Origin of the sequence: Halegenticoccus soli, assembly GCF_002844195.1 — an archaeon.
Classification (GTDB): Archaea; Halobacteriota; Halobacteria; order Halobacteriales; family Haloferacaceae; genus Halegenticoccus; species Halegenticoccus soli.
Map to the genome: position 1 here is coordinate 479,026 of NZ_PEND01000002.1, position 16,774 is coordinate 495,799.

The 16,774-nt window shown below is 70.3% G+C and carries 21 protein-coding genes; 15 read left to right on the plus strand and 6 right to left on the minus strand.

The annotated features are described in order from the left end of the window. Positions 1 to 18: 18 nt before the first annotated feature. Both CNO20_RS07390 and CNO20_RS07395 read right to left on the minus strand, forming a co-directional pair. Positions 19 to 1,632: an ArnT family glycosyltransferase gene (locus tag CNO20_RS07390; RefSeq protein WP_101295487.1), complete on the minus strand. Its 1,614-nt coding sequence runs from the start codon at positions 1,630 to 1,632 to the stop codon at positions 19 to 21. Positions 1,633 to 1,668: 36 nt separating this feature from the next. Then, the gene (locus CNO20_RS07395; protein ID WP_101295488.1) at positions 1,669 to 3,075 is read right to left on the minus strand and encodes an aryl-sulfate sulfotransferase; all 1,407 of its coding nucleotides are present in this window, start codon (positions 3,073 to 3,075) and stop codon (positions 1,669 to 1,671) included. Positions 3,076 to 3,235: 160 nt separating this feature from the next. Between CNO20_RS07395 and CNO20_RS07400 the strand changes: the two genes are divergently transcribed. After that, positions 3,236 to 5,056: an ABC transporter substrate-binding protein gene (locus tag CNO20_RS07400; protein ID WP_101295489.1), complete on the plus strand. Its 1,821-nt coding sequence runs from the start codon at positions 3,236 to 3,238 to the stop codon at positions 5,054 to 5,056. A gap of 11 nt (positions 5,057 to 5,067) precedes the next feature. Continuing rightward, positions 5,068 to 5,871 (plus strand): phosphatase PAP2 family protein, encoded by an 804-nt coding sequence (locus tag CNO20_RS07405; protein WP_101295490.1) that lies wholly within the window; start codon positions 5,068 to 5,070, stop codon positions 5,869 to 5,871. A 60-nt stretch (positions 5,872 to 5,931) separates the two neighbouring features. On the opposite strand, the gene CNO20_RS07410 is transcribed toward CNO20_RS07405, so the two are convergent. Beyond that, positions 5,932 to 6,294, minus strand: a complete 363-nt coding sequence (locus CNO20_RS07410) for a winged helix-turn-helix transcriptional regulator (RefSeq protein WP_233204016.1) — start codon at positions 6,292 to 6,294, stop codon at positions 5,932 to 5,934. Positions 6,295 to 6,442: 148 nt separating this feature from the next. Between CNO20_RS07410 and CNO20_RS07415 the strand changes: the two genes are divergently transcribed. The 3 genes from CNO20_RS07415 to CNO20_RS07425 all read left to right on the plus strand — a co-directional run bounded on the left by CNO20_RS07415 (position 6,443) and on the right by CNO20_RS07425 (position 8,541). Further along, positions 6,443 to 7,564 (plus strand): ring-cleaving dioxygenase, encoded by a 1,122-nt coding sequence (locus CNO20_RS07415; protein ID WP_101295491.1) that lies wholly within the window; start codon positions 6,443 to 6,445, stop codon positions 7,562 to 7,564. Then, the gene (locus tag CNO20_RS07420; protein WP_101295492.1) at positions 7,557 to 7,949 is read left to right on the plus strand and encodes a DoxX family protein; all 393 of its coding nucleotides are present in this window, start codon (positions 7,557 to 7,559) and stop codon (positions 7,947 to 7,949) included. Before CNO20_RS07415 ends, CNO20_RS07420 begins: the two co-directional genes overlap by 8 nt. A 127-nt stretch (positions 7,950 to 8,076) precedes the next feature. Next, the gene (locus CNO20_RS07425) at positions 8,077 to 8,541 is read left to right on the plus strand and encodes a DUF6069 family protein (RefSeq protein ID WP_101295493.1); all 465 of its coding nucleotides are present in this window, start codon (positions 8,077 to 8,079) and stop codon (positions 8,539 to 8,541) included. A gap of 28 nt (positions 8,542 to 8,569) precedes the next feature. On the opposite strand, the gene CNO20_RS23250 is transcribed toward CNO20_RS07425, so the two are convergent. Next, on the minus strand, positions 8,570 to 8,803 hold the full coding sequence (locus tag CNO20_RS23250; protein ID WP_199174757.1) for a hypothetical protein: 234 nt from the start codon (positions 8,801 to 8,803) through the stop codon (positions 8,570 to 8,572). Between the two features lie 88 nt (positions 8,804 to 8,891). Here CNO20_RS23250 and CNO20_RS23255 point away from each other — a divergent pair, with 88 nt between their 5' ends. Next, positions 8,892 to 9,059 (plus strand): hypothetical protein, encoded by a 168-nt coding sequence (locus CNO20_RS23255; RefSeq protein WP_199174758.1) that lies wholly within the window; start codon positions 8,892 to 8,894, stop codon positions 9,057 to 9,059. A 118-nt stretch (positions 9,060 to 9,177) separates the two neighbouring features. Here the strand turns inward: CNO20_RS23255 and CNO20_RS07435 are convergent, their stop codons facing one another. Then, a complete protein-coding gene (locus CNO20_RS07435) occupies positions 9,178 to 9,624 on the minus strand; it encodes a PaaI family thioesterase (protein ID WP_101295494.1) in 447 nt (148 codons plus the stop codon). Positions 9,625 to 9,737: 113 nt separating this feature from the next. Between CNO20_RS07435 and CNO20_RS07440 the strand changes: the two genes are divergently transcribed. After that, entirely contained in the window at positions 9,738 to 10,742 is a 1,005-nt protein-coding gene (locus CNO20_RS07440; protein WP_101295495.1) for a calcium/sodium antiporter, read from the plus strand. A gap of 27 nt (positions 10,743 to 10,769) precedes the next feature. Here CNO20_RS07440 and ubaA read toward each other — a convergent pair whose 3' ends face one another. Then, a complete protein-coding gene (gene ubaA, locus CNO20_RS07445; RefSeq protein ID WP_101295496.1) occupies positions 10,770 to 11,582 on the minus strand; it encodes an SAMP-activating enzyme E1 in 813 nt (270 codons plus the stop codon). A gap of 222 nt (positions 11,583 to 11,804) precedes the next feature. On the opposite strand from ubaA, the gene CNO20_RS07450 reads away from it, so the two are divergent. The 8 genes from CNO20_RS07450 (at position 11,805) to CNO20_RS07485 (ending at position 16,718) form a co-directional block, all read left to right on the plus strand. Continuing rightward, a complete protein-coding gene (locus CNO20_RS07450; protein WP_101295497.1) occupies positions 11,805 to 12,365 on the plus strand; it encodes a SprT-like domain-containing protein in 561 nt (186 codons plus the stop codon). 74 nt (positions 12,366 to 12,439) lie between these two features. Continuing rightward, the gene (locus CNO20_RS07455; RefSeq protein WP_101295498.1) at positions 12,440 to 12,622 is read left to right on the plus strand and encodes a DUF8143 family protein; all 183 of its coding nucleotides are present in this window, start codon (positions 12,440 to 12,442) and stop codon (positions 12,620 to 12,622) included. Continuing rightward, entirely contained in the window at positions 12,619 to 12,912 is a 294-nt protein-coding gene (locus CNO20_RS07460) for a DUF8152 family protein (protein ID WP_101295499.1), read from the plus strand. The genes CNO20_RS07455 and CNO20_RS07460 overlap by 4 nt, the downstream gene beginning before the upstream one ends. 302 nt (positions 12,913 to 13,214) lie before the next feature. Beyond that, on the plus strand, positions 13,215 to 14,384 hold the full coding sequence (locus CNO20_RS07465) for a YeeE/YedE family protein (protein ID WP_101295500.1): 1,170 nt from the start codon (positions 13,215 to 13,217) through the stop codon (positions 14,382 to 14,384). 51 nt (positions 14,385 to 14,435) lie between these two features. Next, positions 14,436 to 14,735 carry a sulfurtransferase TusA family protein gene (locus CNO20_RS07470; RefSeq protein WP_101295501.1) on the plus strand — a complete coding sequence of 100 codons (300 nt, stop codon included), beginning with the start codon at positions 14,436 to 14,438 and terminating at the stop codon, positions 14,733 to 14,735. A gap of 2 nt (positions 14,736 to 14,737) precedes the next feature. After that, positions 14,738 to 15,040, plus strand: coding sequence for a rhodanese-like domain-containing protein (locus CNO20_RS07475; RefSeq protein ID WP_101295502.1), 303 nt, complete (start codon positions 14,738 to 14,740; stop codon positions 15,038 to 15,040). 57 nt (positions 15,041 to 15,097) lie between these two features. Beyond that, positions 15,098 to 15,583, plus strand: a complete 486-nt coding sequence (locus tag CNO20_RS07480; protein WP_101295503.1) for a DoxX family protein — start codon at positions 15,098 to 15,100, stop codon at positions 15,581 to 15,583. 115 nt (positions 15,584 to 15,698) lie between these two features. Beyond that, a complete protein-coding gene (locus tag CNO20_RS07485; protein WP_101295504.1) occupies positions 15,699 to 16,718 on the plus strand; it encodes an NADP-dependent oxidoreductase in 1,020 nt (339 codons plus the stop codon). Positions 16,719 to 16,774: the final 56 nt, after the last annotated feature.

The window sequence follows — 16,774 nt, forward strand, 5'->3', positions numbered from 1 at the left end:
CGCGGCGGACGGTCGCCGTCAGTCCCGTTTGACCCGGAAGATCACGACCCCGTCGTTCGCGAACACCTGCTCGTACCTGTCGGAGAGCCGCAGCGCCCGTTCGAGCGAGCCGTACTGGACCTCGTAGTCGCCGCGAATCGTGTATCCTCCCCGGGGGACGTACAGGTAGTCCGGATCGGAACCGCTCTCCGCGAGCCACCGGTTCACGCACGACTCGGCGGAGCACGCGGAGATGTTCGTGTAGGCGTCTAATTGATCGTAGTACGCCTCCGAGCTGACCCACTCGACCCCCCACGGGCCGATCAGGATGGTCCGGTGCGTGATCGCCGGGAACCACTCGGCCGCGTCGCCCATCACGACGAACGTGGCGTCGGGCCGAGTCTGCGAGGCGGCCCACTCCATCGCCTCCACGTCCTCCTCGTCGACGAACGACGGCGTCTCCGTGCCGACCTCGTCGGTCATGTCGTACGCGAGGTAGCCGATCCCGGCCGGCGCCGCGACGAGGAGGAACGCGACGAAAACCGGCGCGAACCGCCGCGGCGCGACCGTCCGCGGCAGCCGCCGCCGGCCGAGTTCGACGGCGGCGGCGACGATGACGATCAACCCGACCAGGTAGGCGAACCGCGACTGTCGGACCGCGAACTCGGCCACGAGGTACCAGAGCGGGAGGAAGACGTGCCCGGAGACGAGCAGGTAGACCGCGCCGAGCAGCGGTACGATCGCCCACGGGAAGAGCCCCGAGACGAACTCGTAGAGGCCGCCGCCGATACCGCCGTGGGTTCCCGACGCCGCGAAGAAGACCGTCGGGCCGAACGAGGAGACGACATGGATCCACCACGGGGCCGCGAGGATCACCGCGCCGACGCCGACGACCGCGCCCCGCAGGAGGCCGGCGACCGACCGGTCGAGCGTCAGCCACGTGAGCAGGTACGTCAGCACGAAGAACAGCGTGTACGTCGGGTGCGTGAGCACGGTCAGGAGGAAGAAGCCGAGGGAGGCGACGACCCACCGACGCTCCCCCGACCGGAACATGTGGTAGCCGGTGTAGATGCCGCAGAGCGCGAACAGCACCGCGGGCGCGCGGACGATGCCCCCGGCCGAGATGTGCCACTTGAGGATCTGGGGGTTCACGGCGATGAGCGTCGCCGCGGCCGTCGCCTGCGCTCGGGAGCCCTGCAGATCCCGGACGAGGAGGTACACCGGAACGAGGTACGCGATCGTCACGAGCCCCGGCAGGAACCGGCTGTAGGTGAACGGATCGACCCCGGTCAGATCCGTGATCACCGCCGCGACGTAGAACATGAGCGGCGGGTACGCGAAGGGGACGCCGCGTGCGGTGTAGTAGGGGATCCACTCCGGGAGCGCGTAGCCGTGTCCGACGATCTCCTCGGCGATGAGCATGTACAGCCCCGCGCCGAATGCGGGGTACTGGTGCGTCGCCAGGTAGAGGAGGTAGACGGCCGTTCCGACGGCGAGAACGGGCGCGAGCCAGACGGCGTCGGCCGTCCCGAGGAGCGTCTCCTCGTCCCGCTTCGTCGCGGTGGCCGGCCACGCGAACCGCGCCGTCCGCTTCGGCGTCTCGCTCGCCGCGGTCGACGACTCCTGCCCGGTCGATTCTGTCGAGTCTGTCATCCGAGATTCACTTCCTGTTGGTTCATTCCTTCGAAACTACTTTCTCCGCAGTTGCAGCGGCGATCGAACGGCGACGGCGAGCTTCCTCCGACGCCACTCGGTGACGGCCAGGGTCGCGCTTCCGACGACGAACGTGAACAGCGCGACGATCTCGAGCGCGCCCATCCAGCGCGGCAGGGCGTAGGCGATCGCGTTCACGACCTTCGGGGGAACCGCGGCTTCGATCCGGAGCCACGCGGAGCCCACCGCGCCGACGTCGCTCCGCTCGTCGGCGCGCTCCGAGGGCAGGTCCAGCGACTTCGCGCTGGGGCCCCCGGCGGATTCGTCGCCCGTGCCGAGGCGCTCCGCCTCGTACGGGAAGCCGACGTCGGCGCTCCAGACGACCTCGCCCCGCCGGTCGACTTCGAGCACCCTGTCGCCGTTCGAGTCGGTCATGAGCGTGTGGCCGTTCGGGAGGCGGTCGGCGTCGCGGACCCACTGCATCCGCGGGTCGCTCCACTCCCACGTCTTCACCCACTCGCCGTTCTCGCGCTGGTACTCGACAACGCGGCTGTTCTCGCTGTCGGCGACGAGGACTGCCGGGCCGCCCTCCTCCGGCGGGATGTAATCGGGGTTGTGCTGCTCGTACAGCGTCTCGTGGTCGTCGTCCTCGCCGAGCGTCCACTCCTCCATCAATCCCCGTTCGAGGTCGATGAAGACGACGCTGTCCTGGTTCCTGAGGCTCGCCATGACGACCGCTCGCCCGTCGATCTCGACGTACTCGACGTCGTTGACGTGGGTCCAGTCCTCGGGGTACGGACCGCCGCTCTCGGTCGAATAGTCCGCCTGCGCGTCCCAGGACCACTCGATCAGTTCGGTCGTCGTGTTGACGATGAACACGCGGTCCTGGTCGATGTCCGCGACGAGGTACCGGTGTTCGTCGATCCGATCCCCGTCGTGCCAGCGCGTCGAGTGCTTGTCGGGCGTGATCCGCGCGTAGACGTCGGTCACCTCGCCCGTCGTGAGGTTGACCCGCTCGATCCCGTTGCGCGTACAGACGGTGGACGCGTTGCAGTCCTCCTCGCTCAGGTGGTCCGCGTAGAGGTACTCGACGGTCGCTCTCGTCCTCGGGACGGGATCCACGTCCCAGTACCGGGTGTGGGAGTTGTTGTAGTAGTAGACGCTCCCGTCGGGAGCGAACGCGACGAGTTCGGCCTGCGCCCGCGGGCCGGAGCCGTCGTTGGAGACGAACGCGTTCGAGTCGGTGCCGACGACGGTGATGTTCTCGCGGGGCTCGGCGACGGGACTCCTGTCGCCGGTTCTGAACGCCTCTTCGGCCGATTGATCGCCCTGGATCTGCTGTCCGGCCAGCACCTCGCCGGTGACGTAGCCGGTGAGGAGTACCAGCGCTGACAGGCAGACCAGGCTCACGAGGATCGACCGCTTCACTCGCCGCGGCGACATACGTTCCGTATGACGATGCGGAATATGTAACTTCTTGCTATGTGCTCCGGAAAGTGGAGCTCCGGTGATACTAGCGGTGACCGGTACGGTCACACCGGATGAGAACGTGAGCCACAGAACTGTTATTGCGCCGCCCGCTAAACGTTCCGGGAAGCAGTACATGTCCTCGACCGACGGTCGAAGCGAACTCCGAGGGACGCGGAGAGCGGTGCTCGCCAGCGTCGCTGCCGCGTCGGCCGCCGGGACGTCCGGGTGCGTAAAGCGCCTCCGGAACGTCGTCGGGCGCGAGCCCTCGCGGCAGATCTCGCTCGAAATCAAGACCGTGCCGGCGGACAGCGACCCGTACGCCAGCCGGATCGCCCGCCACCTCGCGGAGAACCTGGAGACGGCGGGCGTCGCCGCCCGCGTCGTGCCGGTCGAGGTCGAAGAGCTCTACCGGCAGGTGCTCATCAACCAGCAGTTCGACCTGTACGTCGGCCAGTACCCCGAGGCGCGTCACCTCGACCCGGATTCGCTGTACGGCCTGTTGCACTCGCGGTTCAGCTCCGAATCGGGGTGGCAGAACCCGTTCGGGTACACCAACCTCACCGTCGACGAACTGCTCGAAGAACAGCGAACCACCGCCGGGAAGGCGCGCCGCGAGGCGGCGGCGGAGTTACAGCGGACGGTCGCACAGACGGTTCCGTTCCTCACGGTGGCGTTTCCCGACGTGCTCTGCGCCGTCCGGACCGACCGCTTCACCAAGTGGCGGACGTTCGGTCCGAACTCGGCGGTCGGGCTACTGTCGCTCGAACGCCTGCCCGGCGCGGACTTCTCCTCCGACTTCGCGTCCGACGGCGCGGAACTGCGGCTCGCGACGACCGACCCCCGGATCACCGAGAACAGAAACCCGATCGCCGCCGAGTTCCGCCGGCTCGGGACGTTCATCGACCTGCTCTACGACTCGCTCTGTCGCCGGTACAGCGGGACCGTCAACCCGTGGCTCGCGGAGACGGTGACCTGGGCGACGGACGGCCGGGCCCCGACGGTCAACGTCCGGCTCCGCGACGGGCTCTCGTGGCACGACGGGACCCCTCTCACGGCCGACGACGTCGCGTTCACCTACGCGTTCCTGGCCGACACGACGCTCGGCGCGGACGAGGGTTCCATTCCCGCACCGCGCTTCCGCGGCCGCGTCTCGCTCGTCGACAACGTGTCCGTCACCGACGACCGGACCGTCCGGATTCGGTTCTTACCCGGGTCCGAGGCGGTCGCCGACCGCGCCCTGACGATCCCGCTGCTCCCCGAGCACGTCTGGTCGGAGAAGACGGGGAAAGCCAGCATCGCGGGGATCGAAGTCAACGGCGAGACCACCGAGGCGCTGATCTGGAACAATCCGAACCCCGTGGGGAGCGGCCCGTTCCGGTTCGAACGGAGCAAGCCGGACGAGTCGCTCGTCCTCTCGCTCTTCGACGACCACTTCCTCGTCCGCGACCGGGGCGGCGAGGATCCGACCGGCCTCCCCGCGCGGCCGGCGTTCGATCGCCTCCGCGTGCAGGTCGTTTCGTCGGACGTGTCCGCGGTCGAACTGGTCTCGAACGACGACGCCGACGCGACGATCTCCAACCTCAGCGCGGAGACGGTGCCCCGGATCGCGCGGTCGCCCGACCTCGATCTGATCGCCCACCGGTCGCAGTCGTTCTACCACGTCGGCTTCAACGCGCGGCAGGCGCCGCTTTCCAACCCCCGGTTCCGCCACACGGTCGCACGGCTCGTCGACAAGTCGTTCCTCGTCCGGGACGTGTTCGGCTGGTACGCCGCGCCGGCGGCGAGCCCCCTCGCGGAGACCCGGTGGCTCCCCGAGGACCTCGCGTGGGCCGGCGCCGATCCCGTGACGCCCTTCCTCGGCGAGGCCGGGGAGGTCTCGCCCGAGCGGGCCCGCTCGGCGTTTCGCGAAGCCGGCTACCAGTACAGCGAGAACGGCAAACTCCTCACACGCTGATCTCCGTCGCCATGAGTTTCCTCACGATACTCGCGGAAGTCGTCGCGGTGGTGGCCGCGATGGTCGCCCTGGCCGCGGTCGGAATCGTCGGCGCGGACCGGCTTCGGCGGCTCCGCCGGACCGCCCGCCTCCGCCTGCGCGCCGTCGCGCCGCAACTCGCCGTCCTCGCGGTCGTCCTGCTCGTCAACAGCGCCATCAGGGACGTGGTGCCGGAGTTCTCCTGGATCATCGGCTGGAACATCACGGGGTACATCTTCGCCCTCGAGGGGACGTTCGTCGCGTTCGTCCAGTCGTTCGCCTCCCCGCCGCTGACCGCCTACTTCTCGTTCGTCTACGTCTACGGGTACGTGTTCCTCCTCGTGTTCCCGCTCCTCGCGTACGCCGCGCTCGACGACGCCCGCCCGCTCCGGGAGCTCGTCATCGCGTACAGCCTCAACTACGGGCTCGGCCTGCTCTGTTACGTCCTGTTCATCGCCTACGGCCCGCGGAACCTGCTGTCCGACCTCGTCGAGTCGCTCCTGTACACGACGTACCCGCGCTACCAGCTGTTGACGAGCCGCGTGAACACCAACACGAACGTGTTCCCGTCGCTCCACACCTCGCTGTCGATCACGGTCGCGATGCTGGCGTGGCTCTCGCGCGATCAGTATCCGAAGTGGACCGCGATCGCGACGTTCGGGGCGCTGAGCGTGGTGATCGCGACGATGTACCTCGGGATCCACTGGGCGACCGACGTGCTCGCGGGGCTCCTGCTGAGCGCGGCCAGCGTCGCCCTCGCCAGGCGGTGGGTCGGGGACGGGAGCTGGCGGTCCTGAGCGCCCGTCAGCCGTCAGACCCGCCTCCCAGTCCGCCGTCGAAGCCCCGCCGCCGGGCGGTCAGTCGCGCTCCCCGATCGGAGCGTCCAGCCACTCCTGCGCCCACGCCTCGATCTCGTCGAAGACGGGGCAGAGCGACCGACCCTTCGGCGTGAGGCTGTAGTACGTCGCGACGGGCGCGTCCTCCTCCAGCCGCCGGTCGACGAACCCCATCTCCCGGAGGTCGTCGAGCACGCGGGAGAGCGTCCGCGAGCTCGCCCCCGTCGATCGCTTGAGCTCGTTGAACCGCTTTTCGCCCTCCTGGAGGTCGTACAGGACGATGAGCCGCCACTGCGAGCCGATCTGCTCCAGTGAGTCGATGACGAAGCACGCCTCTTCGGAGTACCGATCCGCCGCTTCCCGTCCGTTCGCGTCCACTGGCACTGCTGTCACCTGGTTACGGGATTGTCCGCGAGGGTATATACAGGTTCGGAGGCGTACCTGGTAACGTAGTGAAAGCGCCGGCGCCGGCTGCGGCGATCGGCACGAGCACACGAACAGTACGACCAAAATCAACCCCCAGAATCACACCATGACAATCGAAACACCCGGAATTCACCACGTCACGGCGATCGCGGGCGATCCCCAGACGAACGTCGACTTCTACACCGACGCGCTGGGGCTCCGACTCGTGAAGCGGACCGTGAACTTCGACGACCCGACCACCTACCACCTCTACTACGGCGACGAGGTCGGCCGCCCGGGGACGATACTCACGTTCTTCCCCTTCGAGGGCGCCCGTCCCGGTCGCGCGGGAACGGGGCAGGCGCGGACCGTCGCCTTCCTCGTCCCACCGTCGTCGCTCGACTACTGGATCGACCGGTTCGACGAGCGCGGCGTCGAGCACGAAGATCCGGCATCGCGGTTCGACGAGCGCGCCGTCGCGTTCCGCGACCCCGACGGCCTCCGCCTCGAACTGGTCGCTCACTCCGCGGCCGACGCCGTCGAGCCGTGGGCCGACGGCCCCGTCCCGGCGGAGCACGCCGTCCGCGGCTTCTTCGGCGTCTCGCTCTCCCTCGCCGACGGGGGGCCGACCGCCGACCTGCTCCGCGCGATGGGCTTCGAGTCCGTCGGCGAGGAGGGCGGTCGAGCCCGCTACCGCGCAACCGACGCGGCGGGCGTCGACGCGGCGGATGGCGGGACGGTGGACGACGGGGCCGCGGACGGCGACCGCGCGGCCGTCCCGGGGACCGTCGTCGATCTCGCCGTCGACCCCGACGCCCCGCGCGGCCGCGTGGGCGTGGACGCCGTCCACCACGTCGCCTTCCGCGCGCCCGACGACGAGACGCAGCTCGCCTGGCGCGAGGAGCTGACCGACCGCGGGCTGGGGGTCACGCCGGTCCGCGACCGACAGTACTTCCGCTCGATCTACTTCCGCGAGCCGGGCGGCGTCCTGTTCGAGATTGCGACGGACCCGCCGGGGTTCGCGCTCGACGAGGAAGTCGAAGCGCTCGGCGCAGACCTGAAGCTGCCGCCGTGGCTCGAAGACGACCGCGAACGGCTGGAAGCCCGCCTCCCGCCGATCGAGGCTCCGACCGGCGGGCGAGCGGCGACCGACGGCGGCGAGGTCGCCTCCGCCGATTCGGGGGATCCGGCCGATCCGACCGATCCGGTCGATCCCGGCGGGACCGAGGGAGGTGACGCCGATGAGTGAAACCGACGACGGCTCCAACGCGCCGCCGTCGCTCCTCGGACGGCTGCTTTTCGCCGGGGTTCTCGCGTTCTCGGGGCTCGACAACCTCCGAAACCTCGACGACACCGTCGCGTACGCCGAGGCGAGCGGCCTTCCGAAGGCCGACGCGCTCGTCCCGTTCGCCAGCGGGCTACTTGTCGCCGGGAGCGTCGGCGTCGCGCTGTGGCGGCTCCCGACGCTCGCGGCCGGCGCGGTCGTCTCGTTCCTCGCCGGCGTCACGCCGGTCATGCACGACTTCTGGAACTACGAGGGCGAGGAGCGCCAGGGACAGCGGATCCACTTCCTGAAGAACCTCGGCCTCCTGGGCGCGGCGCTGGCGTTTCTCGCGCGCGGTCGCCGCGAGTAGCGGCTTTCGCGCGGCGGGACGCCTCGGCGACCGAATCGGAGTGCGCGGGGGTGAAGCGTCGCGGGAATCGCGGCGTCGTACCGCCGAGTGACAGGTATATCCGCTCAGCGGGCCTACTAGACGGGATATGCGAGTACGCAGTCACACGACCTCAGTCGCTCCGTCCCGAACGTCGATCGTCGAACGCGGGCTGATCGCGCTCGCGCTCGCGGTCCTCGCGAACGCGCTGATCCGCGGCATCGCCGTCGCCCTCGTTTCGGGTGCCGAGTCGGTCGACCCGCTCGGGTGGGGTCCCGTCCTCGTCAGCACGGCGGTCGCGGCGACGATGGCGACGGGCGTCTACGCCGCGCTCGTCCGCTTCACCGGCAGGCCGACCCGGAACTTCGTCGCCCTCGCGGCGGTCGTCCTCGTCGCCTCGCTGATCCCGATCGCCACGGTCGCCCCGTCGATCCCCGGCGTGACGACGCCGGTGCTCGGCGCGCTCGTCGCCATGCACGTCGCGAGCGCCGTCGCGATCGTCGCGGCGCTCACCGGCGCGGTGAACCGACGAACCGTCGGGCTCCGCGCCCGGAGCGGCGCGAAGCCGCGCTGAATCCTCCGCCTCTCGGAACCGAGTCCGCTCAGAACCGGTTCCGCCACCGCTCGGTCCGGAGCACCTCGTCTTTCATCGCCGAGGCCAGCTCCTTCGCCCGCTCCTCGCCGAACTCGTCGGTGAGGTCCTCGACGGCCGACTCCCACGACCCGCCGATCGACGACCAGTACTCCAGGACGCTCTCGCGGTCCCAGCCGTCGGGCAGGTCGTCGAGGCCGTTCACGTCCTCGCTCACGACGTCCGTCAGCGCCTCGCCGTCCACCTCCGGGGGGGGAGTCGTCGTCGAACGACGTCGCCCGCATCGCGGACGCGCGGTAGACCGCCGAACCGGGGGATTCGAGGCCGACGACGTGCGCCGGGCGGTCCGCGCGGGCCTCGACCGCCGCGAGGTCGCCGTCGCCCTCCGGAAACTCGAAGTCGTCGGTCAGCACCGCCGCGACGACCCCGCGCCCGTCCGGTGTCGCCACCGCGTCGCCCTCGTCGTACCGAGTGTCGTCCTCGGACATACCGTCGCGTAGGGTGACAGAACCCGTGGCCCTTACGGCCGAACCGTCCCCCGCCCGCTACTCGCCGTCAGACTTTCTCCGTCGGCCGTCGGTCCATCACCGTTCGCCACCTGTTCCTCGACGCTCGTCGTCAGTTCCCGGCCGTTCGTCGTTCGCCGTCCACCGGGCCTCCCCACGCGGTGTCCCCATGCCCGCCGCCCGTCTTGTACACGCCGCGGGCGGTCGCCACGCGCGTCCCCTCGGCGTCCCGGACGACCACGTCCGCCACCGCCACGCTGCCGCCGTCCCTGACGACCTCCGCATCCGCGACCAGGTCGGTCCGCGCGGGCGCGAGGTAATCCATCCGCATGTCGACGGTCGGCGTCGGCGCGCGGTGCAGCGAGATGACCGCCGCGCCGCCGACCGTGTCGGCGAGCGAGTACGCGACGCCCCCGTGGGCGACGGCCCGTCCGGGGACCGAGGAGTGCTCCGAGCCGAGTTCGAGCGACCCCTCGGCGCACCCGTCGGCCGCGACGCTCACTTCGATACCCAGGTGTTCGCAGAACGGCATCGCCGTGATCAGCTCCGGGAGGGTCATGCGCGGGCTTCTCGGCCGGACGGCATACGAGTACCGGACGCCGCCGCTCCGCCGTCGTCGCCGCGCGGCGAGACGTGACCGGATTTATCCCGCCGGCGCGCGTCCGCTAACGCGTGGCCCCGTCCGTCATCGTCGATCTCGCGCTCCTCGTCGTCGGCGTCGTCGCCCTCTGGGGCGGGTCGAGGCTGTTCGTCGACGGGGCGGTCGACCTCGCCCGTCGGCTCGGCCTCTCCGAACTCGTCATCGGCCTGACCGTCGTGGCCGTCGGAACCTCCGCGCCAGAGCTCGCGGTCACGGTCGACGCGGCGCTCGTCGGCGCGGCCGACCTGGCGGTCGGCAACGTCGTCGGGAGCGACATCTACAACACGGCCGTCATCCTCGGCGTCGTCACCCTCGTCCGGGCGGTTCAGGTCTCACGCCGAATGCTGCGCCGGGACGGTTTCGTGCTGCTCGCGACGACGGCGCTCCTGCTCGCCGTCGTGTGGGACCTGCGGGTGTCGCAGTTCGAAGGGGCGCTGCTGCTCGCGCTGTTCGGCGCGTACCTCCTCCTGTTGCTCCGGCTCGCGCCCGACGCGGCCGAACCGGATCCGAAATCGGAGTCGGAGTCAGCGCCGGGATCGGCGTCCGACTCGGAGTCGAAACCGGCGTCCGGGAACCCGACGGCCGGAGGCGAGCGGCGGGGGATCGTCGACCTCGCGCTGCTCGCCGTCGGTCTCGCCGTCGTCGTCGCCGGCGGGCACCTCCTCGTCGAGAGCGCGGTGTCCCTCGCCCGCGACGCCGGCGTGTCCGAGTGGCTCATCGGCGCGACGGTCGTCGCCGCCGGCACCTCGACGCCCGAGCTCGCCGTGTCGCTCGTCGCGCTCTCGCGCGGCCGGACGAACGTCTCGGTCGGCAACGTCATCGGGAGCAACGTGTTCAACGTCCTCTTCGTGCTCGGCGTCGCCGCGACGATCGCGCCGCTTTCGGTCTCCCGGGCGGCGTTCGACAGCGCCCTCTGGCTCCTCGGGCTGACGGTCCTGCTCGTCGTCGCGCTCTGGTCCGGCCGGCGGCTCTCGCGCCCCGAAGGCGGGCTGCTCGTCGGATCGGAGGCGCTCCGGTGGGTACTCGGATTCCTCTAGAACACGCTCCGTCTCGGCCCGACGGCCCTACTCCGCCTCGACCGCGCAGCCGCCGGCGTACTCGATCCCCTCGATCGAGTCGATGGGGTTCTCGCCGCAGACGGGGCAGTCCGGGTTCCGCCGGTACGGCACCGTCTCGAAGCTCATGTCCATCGCGTCGTAGAACAGCAGTCGCCCCTCCAGCACCTCGCCCTCGCCGAGGAGGAGCTTCACCGCCTCCGTCGCCTGCACGCAGCCGACCGTGCCCGGGAGGACGCCCAGGACGCCCGTCGTCGCGCAGTCGGGCACGGTCCCCGGCTCCGGAGCCTCGGGGAACAGACACCGGTAGCACGGCCCGCCCGGGACGAGCGTCGTCGCCTGCCCCTCGAACTTGTAGATGGCCCCGTGGACGACCGGCACGCCCGCCAGGCGGGCGGCGTCGTTGACCAGGTAGCGCGTCGGGAAGTTGTCCGAGGCGTCGACGACGATGTCGTACCCTTCGAGGAGCGACCCGACGTTCTCCGGCCCGAGGCGCGTCTCGTACGTCTCGACCGTCACGTCCGGGTTCAGTCGCTCGACGAACGCGGCGGCGCTTTCGACCTTCGGGACGCCCACGTCCGCGTCGGCGTGGATCACCTGCCGCTGGAGGTTCGACCGCTCGACCACGTCGTCGTCGACGATCCCCAGCGTCCCGACGCCCGCGGCCGCGAGGTACTGGATGACCGGCGCGCCGAGCCCTCCCGCCCCGATGACCAGCGCCCGCCCGTTCAACAGCTTCTCCTGGCCCTCCGGGCCCACCTCGTCCATGATGATGTGCCGGGAGTAGCGGTCGAGCTGCGTCGCGTCGAGTGAGAGGCTCATGGGCGTATCTTTCGGGCGATCCGGTATAAGGTCACGGCTCGCGCCGCGCTTCTGATAGGGAGTGTCGGAGGAGTTCGTAACTTCTCGACGAAGAACCGAGAGGCGTCACCCAGGGACGAGCTTCGGCACCGCCGGCTGGCTCCGATACTCCCTGCGAACGCCGGCGCGTCTGACGCGCCCTTAAGCCACGGGAGGGAGAACCGACGAACGATCCGCCGAACGATGGTGTCAGACGACGCGCCGAAGACGCACGACGAGCTCCTGTCGCGGGCGGCGTCCTACGCCGCGACGGTCGACGTCGACCTCGACCGCTCCGCGGTCGACTGGGAGGTGTCGACGCGGGCGAAGCGCCGGGCGGGCGCGTGCCTGTACGACCGCCGGACCGGCGACGTGACGATCCGGCTCACGTGGGACGCCTACCGCGCGTACGGGTGGGAGCGGTTCACCGAGGTCATCCGCCACGAGCTGATCCACGCGTGGGAATACCGGCGGTTCGGCGAGTCGAATCACGGCCCGCGGTTCCGGCGGAAGGCGCGCGAACTCGACGCCTCAGTCCGCTGTCCGCGGTTCAGCGAGGGACGGCTCCGGCTCGTCTGCGCGGACGACGGCTGCTCGTGGACCGCCGAGCGACACCGCGCCTCGAAGGCGGTGACGCGCCCGGAGCGCCGGCGGTGCGGCTCGTGCCGGTCCCCCTACGAGGTCGAACACGTGGCAACGGGACTGACCTGGCGGACCAACGCGGGGTATCGGCGCGCCCGAAAGCGGATCGGGGACGAGTGGTAAGCGCGCCCCGACCCCCGCGCCGGCGGCGTCAGACCGTCGAAACAGCTAACCTCTCGAGGCGACGAGAGTCGGACATGTCGGCTGCGGTCCTCCTCGCCCTGTTCGTCCTCGTCGGCGTCGGCGGCGGCCTCGCGCTGTACTTCCTCGTCGACGCGGAGACGAGCGGCCGACCGATCGCGGATCGCGACACCGCCGAGCGGTCGGTCAGGCGCGACGTCGACGAAGCGGAGCGCGACCCGCCCTCGAACCGCCGATGACCGAAGACCAATCCCTCGCGGAGCTCCTCGCCGACCTGCACGCGCACCTCGAAGCGACGGCGGAGCTGCCGATCCGCCGCGAGGCGAACCTGTGGCTCGGCGAGGCGGAGGCCGTCGCCGCGGACGTCGCCGGGGGCGACGCGAGCGAGGAGACGGTCCGCGCGCGGGTCGAACAGATACGGACGCTCCTGGAGCGGATCGACGAGACCGAGAACGCCGCGGCGGACGAGCGCGTCGAGGCGGCCCTCGAACTCGCCGCGGCCGTCGAAAACCGGCTCGGGCGGCGGTAGGTCGCCGGTAACCCCCGGGTCGATTCGACCGTGGGTCTTCGGCGGGTCGACGATAGGTCTTCGGTGGATCGCCGGTGAGTCGCCGGACGATCCGGCCGGCGTCGTCGGCTCCCACAAGTATCTCCGATTCCTCGGACGCGGCGGGCGTCGTCGTCGTCCCGCCGCCGCCGGGCGGTTTCTCCGAAGACGGCTCGGAAGCGCCCCCGTACCGCTTTCTTCGCGCCGTTCGCCCCGTCACGGCTGACGGCAGCGATGCCGGACTCAGTGCGGTTTTTCCGTTCGATCCCCCTACCCCGCTCCGAATGGTGTCGAACGCTCTCGTCGCGGTCGTCGTCGGCCTCGGCCTCGGCGTGTTCCTGCAGAAGGGTCGCTTCTGCTTCGTCCACGCGTTCCGCGACCTCTTCGCGTTCAAGGACACCCGGGTCACGAAGGCCGTGCTGGTCGCGACGACGCTCACGATGCTGTTCTGGAGCGTCGCGTACGCCCTCGGCTACTACCGGGAGTTCTGGACGCCCGGGTGGGGGCTGACGGGGCTCGTCGGCGGGTTCGTCTTCGGCGTGGGGATGACCTACGCCGGGGGCTGCGCATCCGGAACGCTGTACCGCGCGGGCCAGGGGTACCTCCACTTCTGGCTCACCCTCCTGTTCATGGGCGTCGGCTACGTCGCGTTCACCGTCGCCTTCCCGACGCTCGAACCGGCGTACTTCGAGCCGCTGACGTTCGGCGCGGGGGCGTCACTGTTCGCGCTCTCGCCGATCCCCGCCCCGGCGCTGGCGCTGCTCGTCGCCGCCGGGGTCGTGCTCGTCTACGCGACGATCGTCGGGCGGGCGCGGGAGCCCCGCGGCGATCGACCCCACGGACGGGCGGCGAAGCTCACCCTCGCCGCCGCGCTCGCGCCCGTCGCCGGACTCCGGTCGCTCGCACGCGGGACGAAGGCGTACCTACGCGGCTTCGCGGAGATCGACGACTGGAAGGCGGCGTCCAGGCGCCCCTGGGACCCCCGGACGGCCGCGCTCGGGATCACGGCGCTGGCGGTGCTGTGGTTCACGCAGGTGTCGATCGTCGGCGTGACGGGCCCCGAAGCGCGGTGGACGGGGTACCTGCTCCAGCAGGTCGGCGTGGACGCCGGAAGCTTCGAGTACTGGGGCTCGGTCCTGTTCCAGGGCGAGGGGATCGGGATCACCGTCGACATGCTGATGATCGCGTCGGTGATCGTCGGCGCGTTCCTCGCGGCGGTCTGGAGCGGCGACTTCTCCGTCCGCGTCCCGAAGCGCCGGCGCGTTCCGAACGCCGTCGTCGGCGGGTTCCTGATGGGCGCGGGCTCGCGGCTCGCCCCGGGCTGCAACATCGGGAACGTCTACTCCGGGCTCGCGGAGCTTTCGATCCACTCGTTCGTGGCGACGATCGGCATCGTCGCCGGCGTGTACGCCACGACCCACTGGATCTACCGCGAGGTCGGCTGCGCGATCTGAACGAACGGACAGACAACCGTCGAAGACACACACCGACACGAAACACCAATCATGAGCGGACCTTCGCTCGACGACTTCGTCGACATGCCCGACGAGGTCGACGACGAGACGGCCGAACGGCTCGCAGAACAGGCGGTCGAGACGCAGGACATGACCGGCGAGGTCTGTCCGTACCCGCAGGTCGAGGCGAAGAAGGCGATTCAGCGCCTCGACTCGGGGGATCTGCTGCTGCAGGAGACGGACCACGTCCCCTCGACCGAGAACGTCCCGCGGGCCGTCGGCGACGCGGTCGACGCCCGCGTCTGGCGCAGCGGCGACGGACTGTACCGCATCTTCCTCCGGAAGCGATAGCCATGGTCGCCGAAACCCCGCCCGAGGAAGTCCGTGCCCGGCTCGAAGCCGGCGAGGGGTTCGACCTCGTCGACATCCGTGACGCCGATGCGTACGACGAGGCGCACATCCCCGGCGCGGAGAACGTCCCCCTCGACGACCTGGAGGACGCCGTCGACGACCGGGAGTGGGCCGACGAGGTTATCGTCGCCTGTTACGTCGGCGAGAGCTCCGTACAGGTGGCGCGGTTTCTCGACGCCCGCACGGACGCCGAGGTGTCGAGCATGGCCGGCGGCTACGACGCGTGGCGCGGCGACCTGGAGTAGTCGAACCCGCCTTCCGCGTCGCAAACGGCTAAGTGCGCGACCGTGGTACGACCTCGCATGAGCGACGTGTTACGAACCGTGCTTCCCGTGAGTGAGTCGACGGAGTCGGAGCGCGCCGACCGAGAGGAGCCGGCGGCGGAGACCGACGACGAGAGCGGAGCGAAAGCGGGGTCGGGCGGCCCGCTCTTCCTCCTCGCCAGACTCCTCTTCGGCGGCGTTCTGGCGTTCATGGGGCTCAACCACTTTCTGAACCCCGAGTCGATGATCGGCTACGCGGAGTCGAAGGGCGTCCCCAACGCCTCGCTCGCGGTGCCGTTCTCGGGCGGCATGCTCGTCTTCGGCGGGCTGGGAATCGCGCTGTGGCGACTCCCGACGCTCGCGGCCGGCGCGGTCGCGACGTTCTTCGTCGGCGTCACTCCGAAGATGCACGACTTCTGGAACTACGAGGGCGAGGAAAAGCAGGACCAGCAGATTCAGTTCATGAAGAACCTCGGCCTCCTCGGCGGGGCGCTCGCCTTCCTCGTCCGCGCCGGGCGCGAGTGACAGTCCGGAGGCGTCGAACCCCCGGCGAGACACCTCGTCCCAGGTTTTCGGTCGGTTCCGGCAGACGACTCGCCCACCGGAAGGCCTGTCCGGCGCGCGACCCTCGGTTCGGTCGATGACCGACACCAACCGCCGATTTCTGCTCTCGAAGCGCCCCGAGGGGAAGCCGGAACCGGACGCGTTCGAGCTGGTCGAGACCGACGTTCCGGAGCCCGGTCCGGGGGAGGTGCTCGTCCGGACGCTGTACCTCTCGGTGGACCCGTACATGCGCGGTCGAATGCGCGACCGCGAGTCCTACGCCGAGCCGTGGGCGGTCGGCGATCCGCTCCGCGGCGGAGTCGTCGGCGAGGTTGAGGCGTCGAACCACGGCGACTTCGAGCCGGGCGACGTCGTCGTCGGCAACCTGGAGTGGGCGGACTACGCCGCCGTCGACGGCGACGACCTGCGGTCGGTTGACCCCGACCTCGCGCCGATCTCCACCGCGCTCGGCGTGCTCGGGATGCCCGGTCGGACCGCCTACTTCGGGATGCTGGAGGTCGCGCACCCGAGACCGGGCGACACCGTCGTGGTCTCCGGCGCGGCGGGCGCGGTGGGCTCGGTCGCCGGCCAGATCGCCCGGATGGGGGACTGTCGCGTCGTCGGAATCGCCGGCTCGGACGAGAAGACGTCGTTCCTGACCGACGAACTCGGCTTCGACGGTGCGATCAACTATGCCGCGACCGACGACTACCGCGCGGCGCTGGACGAGGCGGCCCCCGACGGGGTCGACGTCTACTTCGACAACGTCGGCGGCGAGATCACCGACGCGGTCTTCTCGCGGCTGAACGTGGACGCGCGGGTCGCGGTGTGCGGCCAGATCGCGCTGTACAACGAGAAGTCGGTGCCGACCGGACCGCGGAAGCTCGGGACGCTCATCGAGACGCGCGCGAGGGTGCGGGGCTTTCTGGTCAGCGACTTCGCGGCGCGGTTCGATCGCGCGACGGAGCGGCTGGGCCGCTGGGTGCGGAGCGGCGACCTCCGGTACCGGGAAACGGTGACGGAGGGGCTGGAGAACGCGCCGGAGGCGTTCATCGGGCTGTTCGAGGGCGAGAACGTCGGCAAGCAGCTGGTGAAGGTGGGCGACCGGAGCGGGTGAGAGGGCCGCCCCTCCCCGGTCGGTCGCCGAAAAAGTCGAAACGTCGGAGGAGCGGG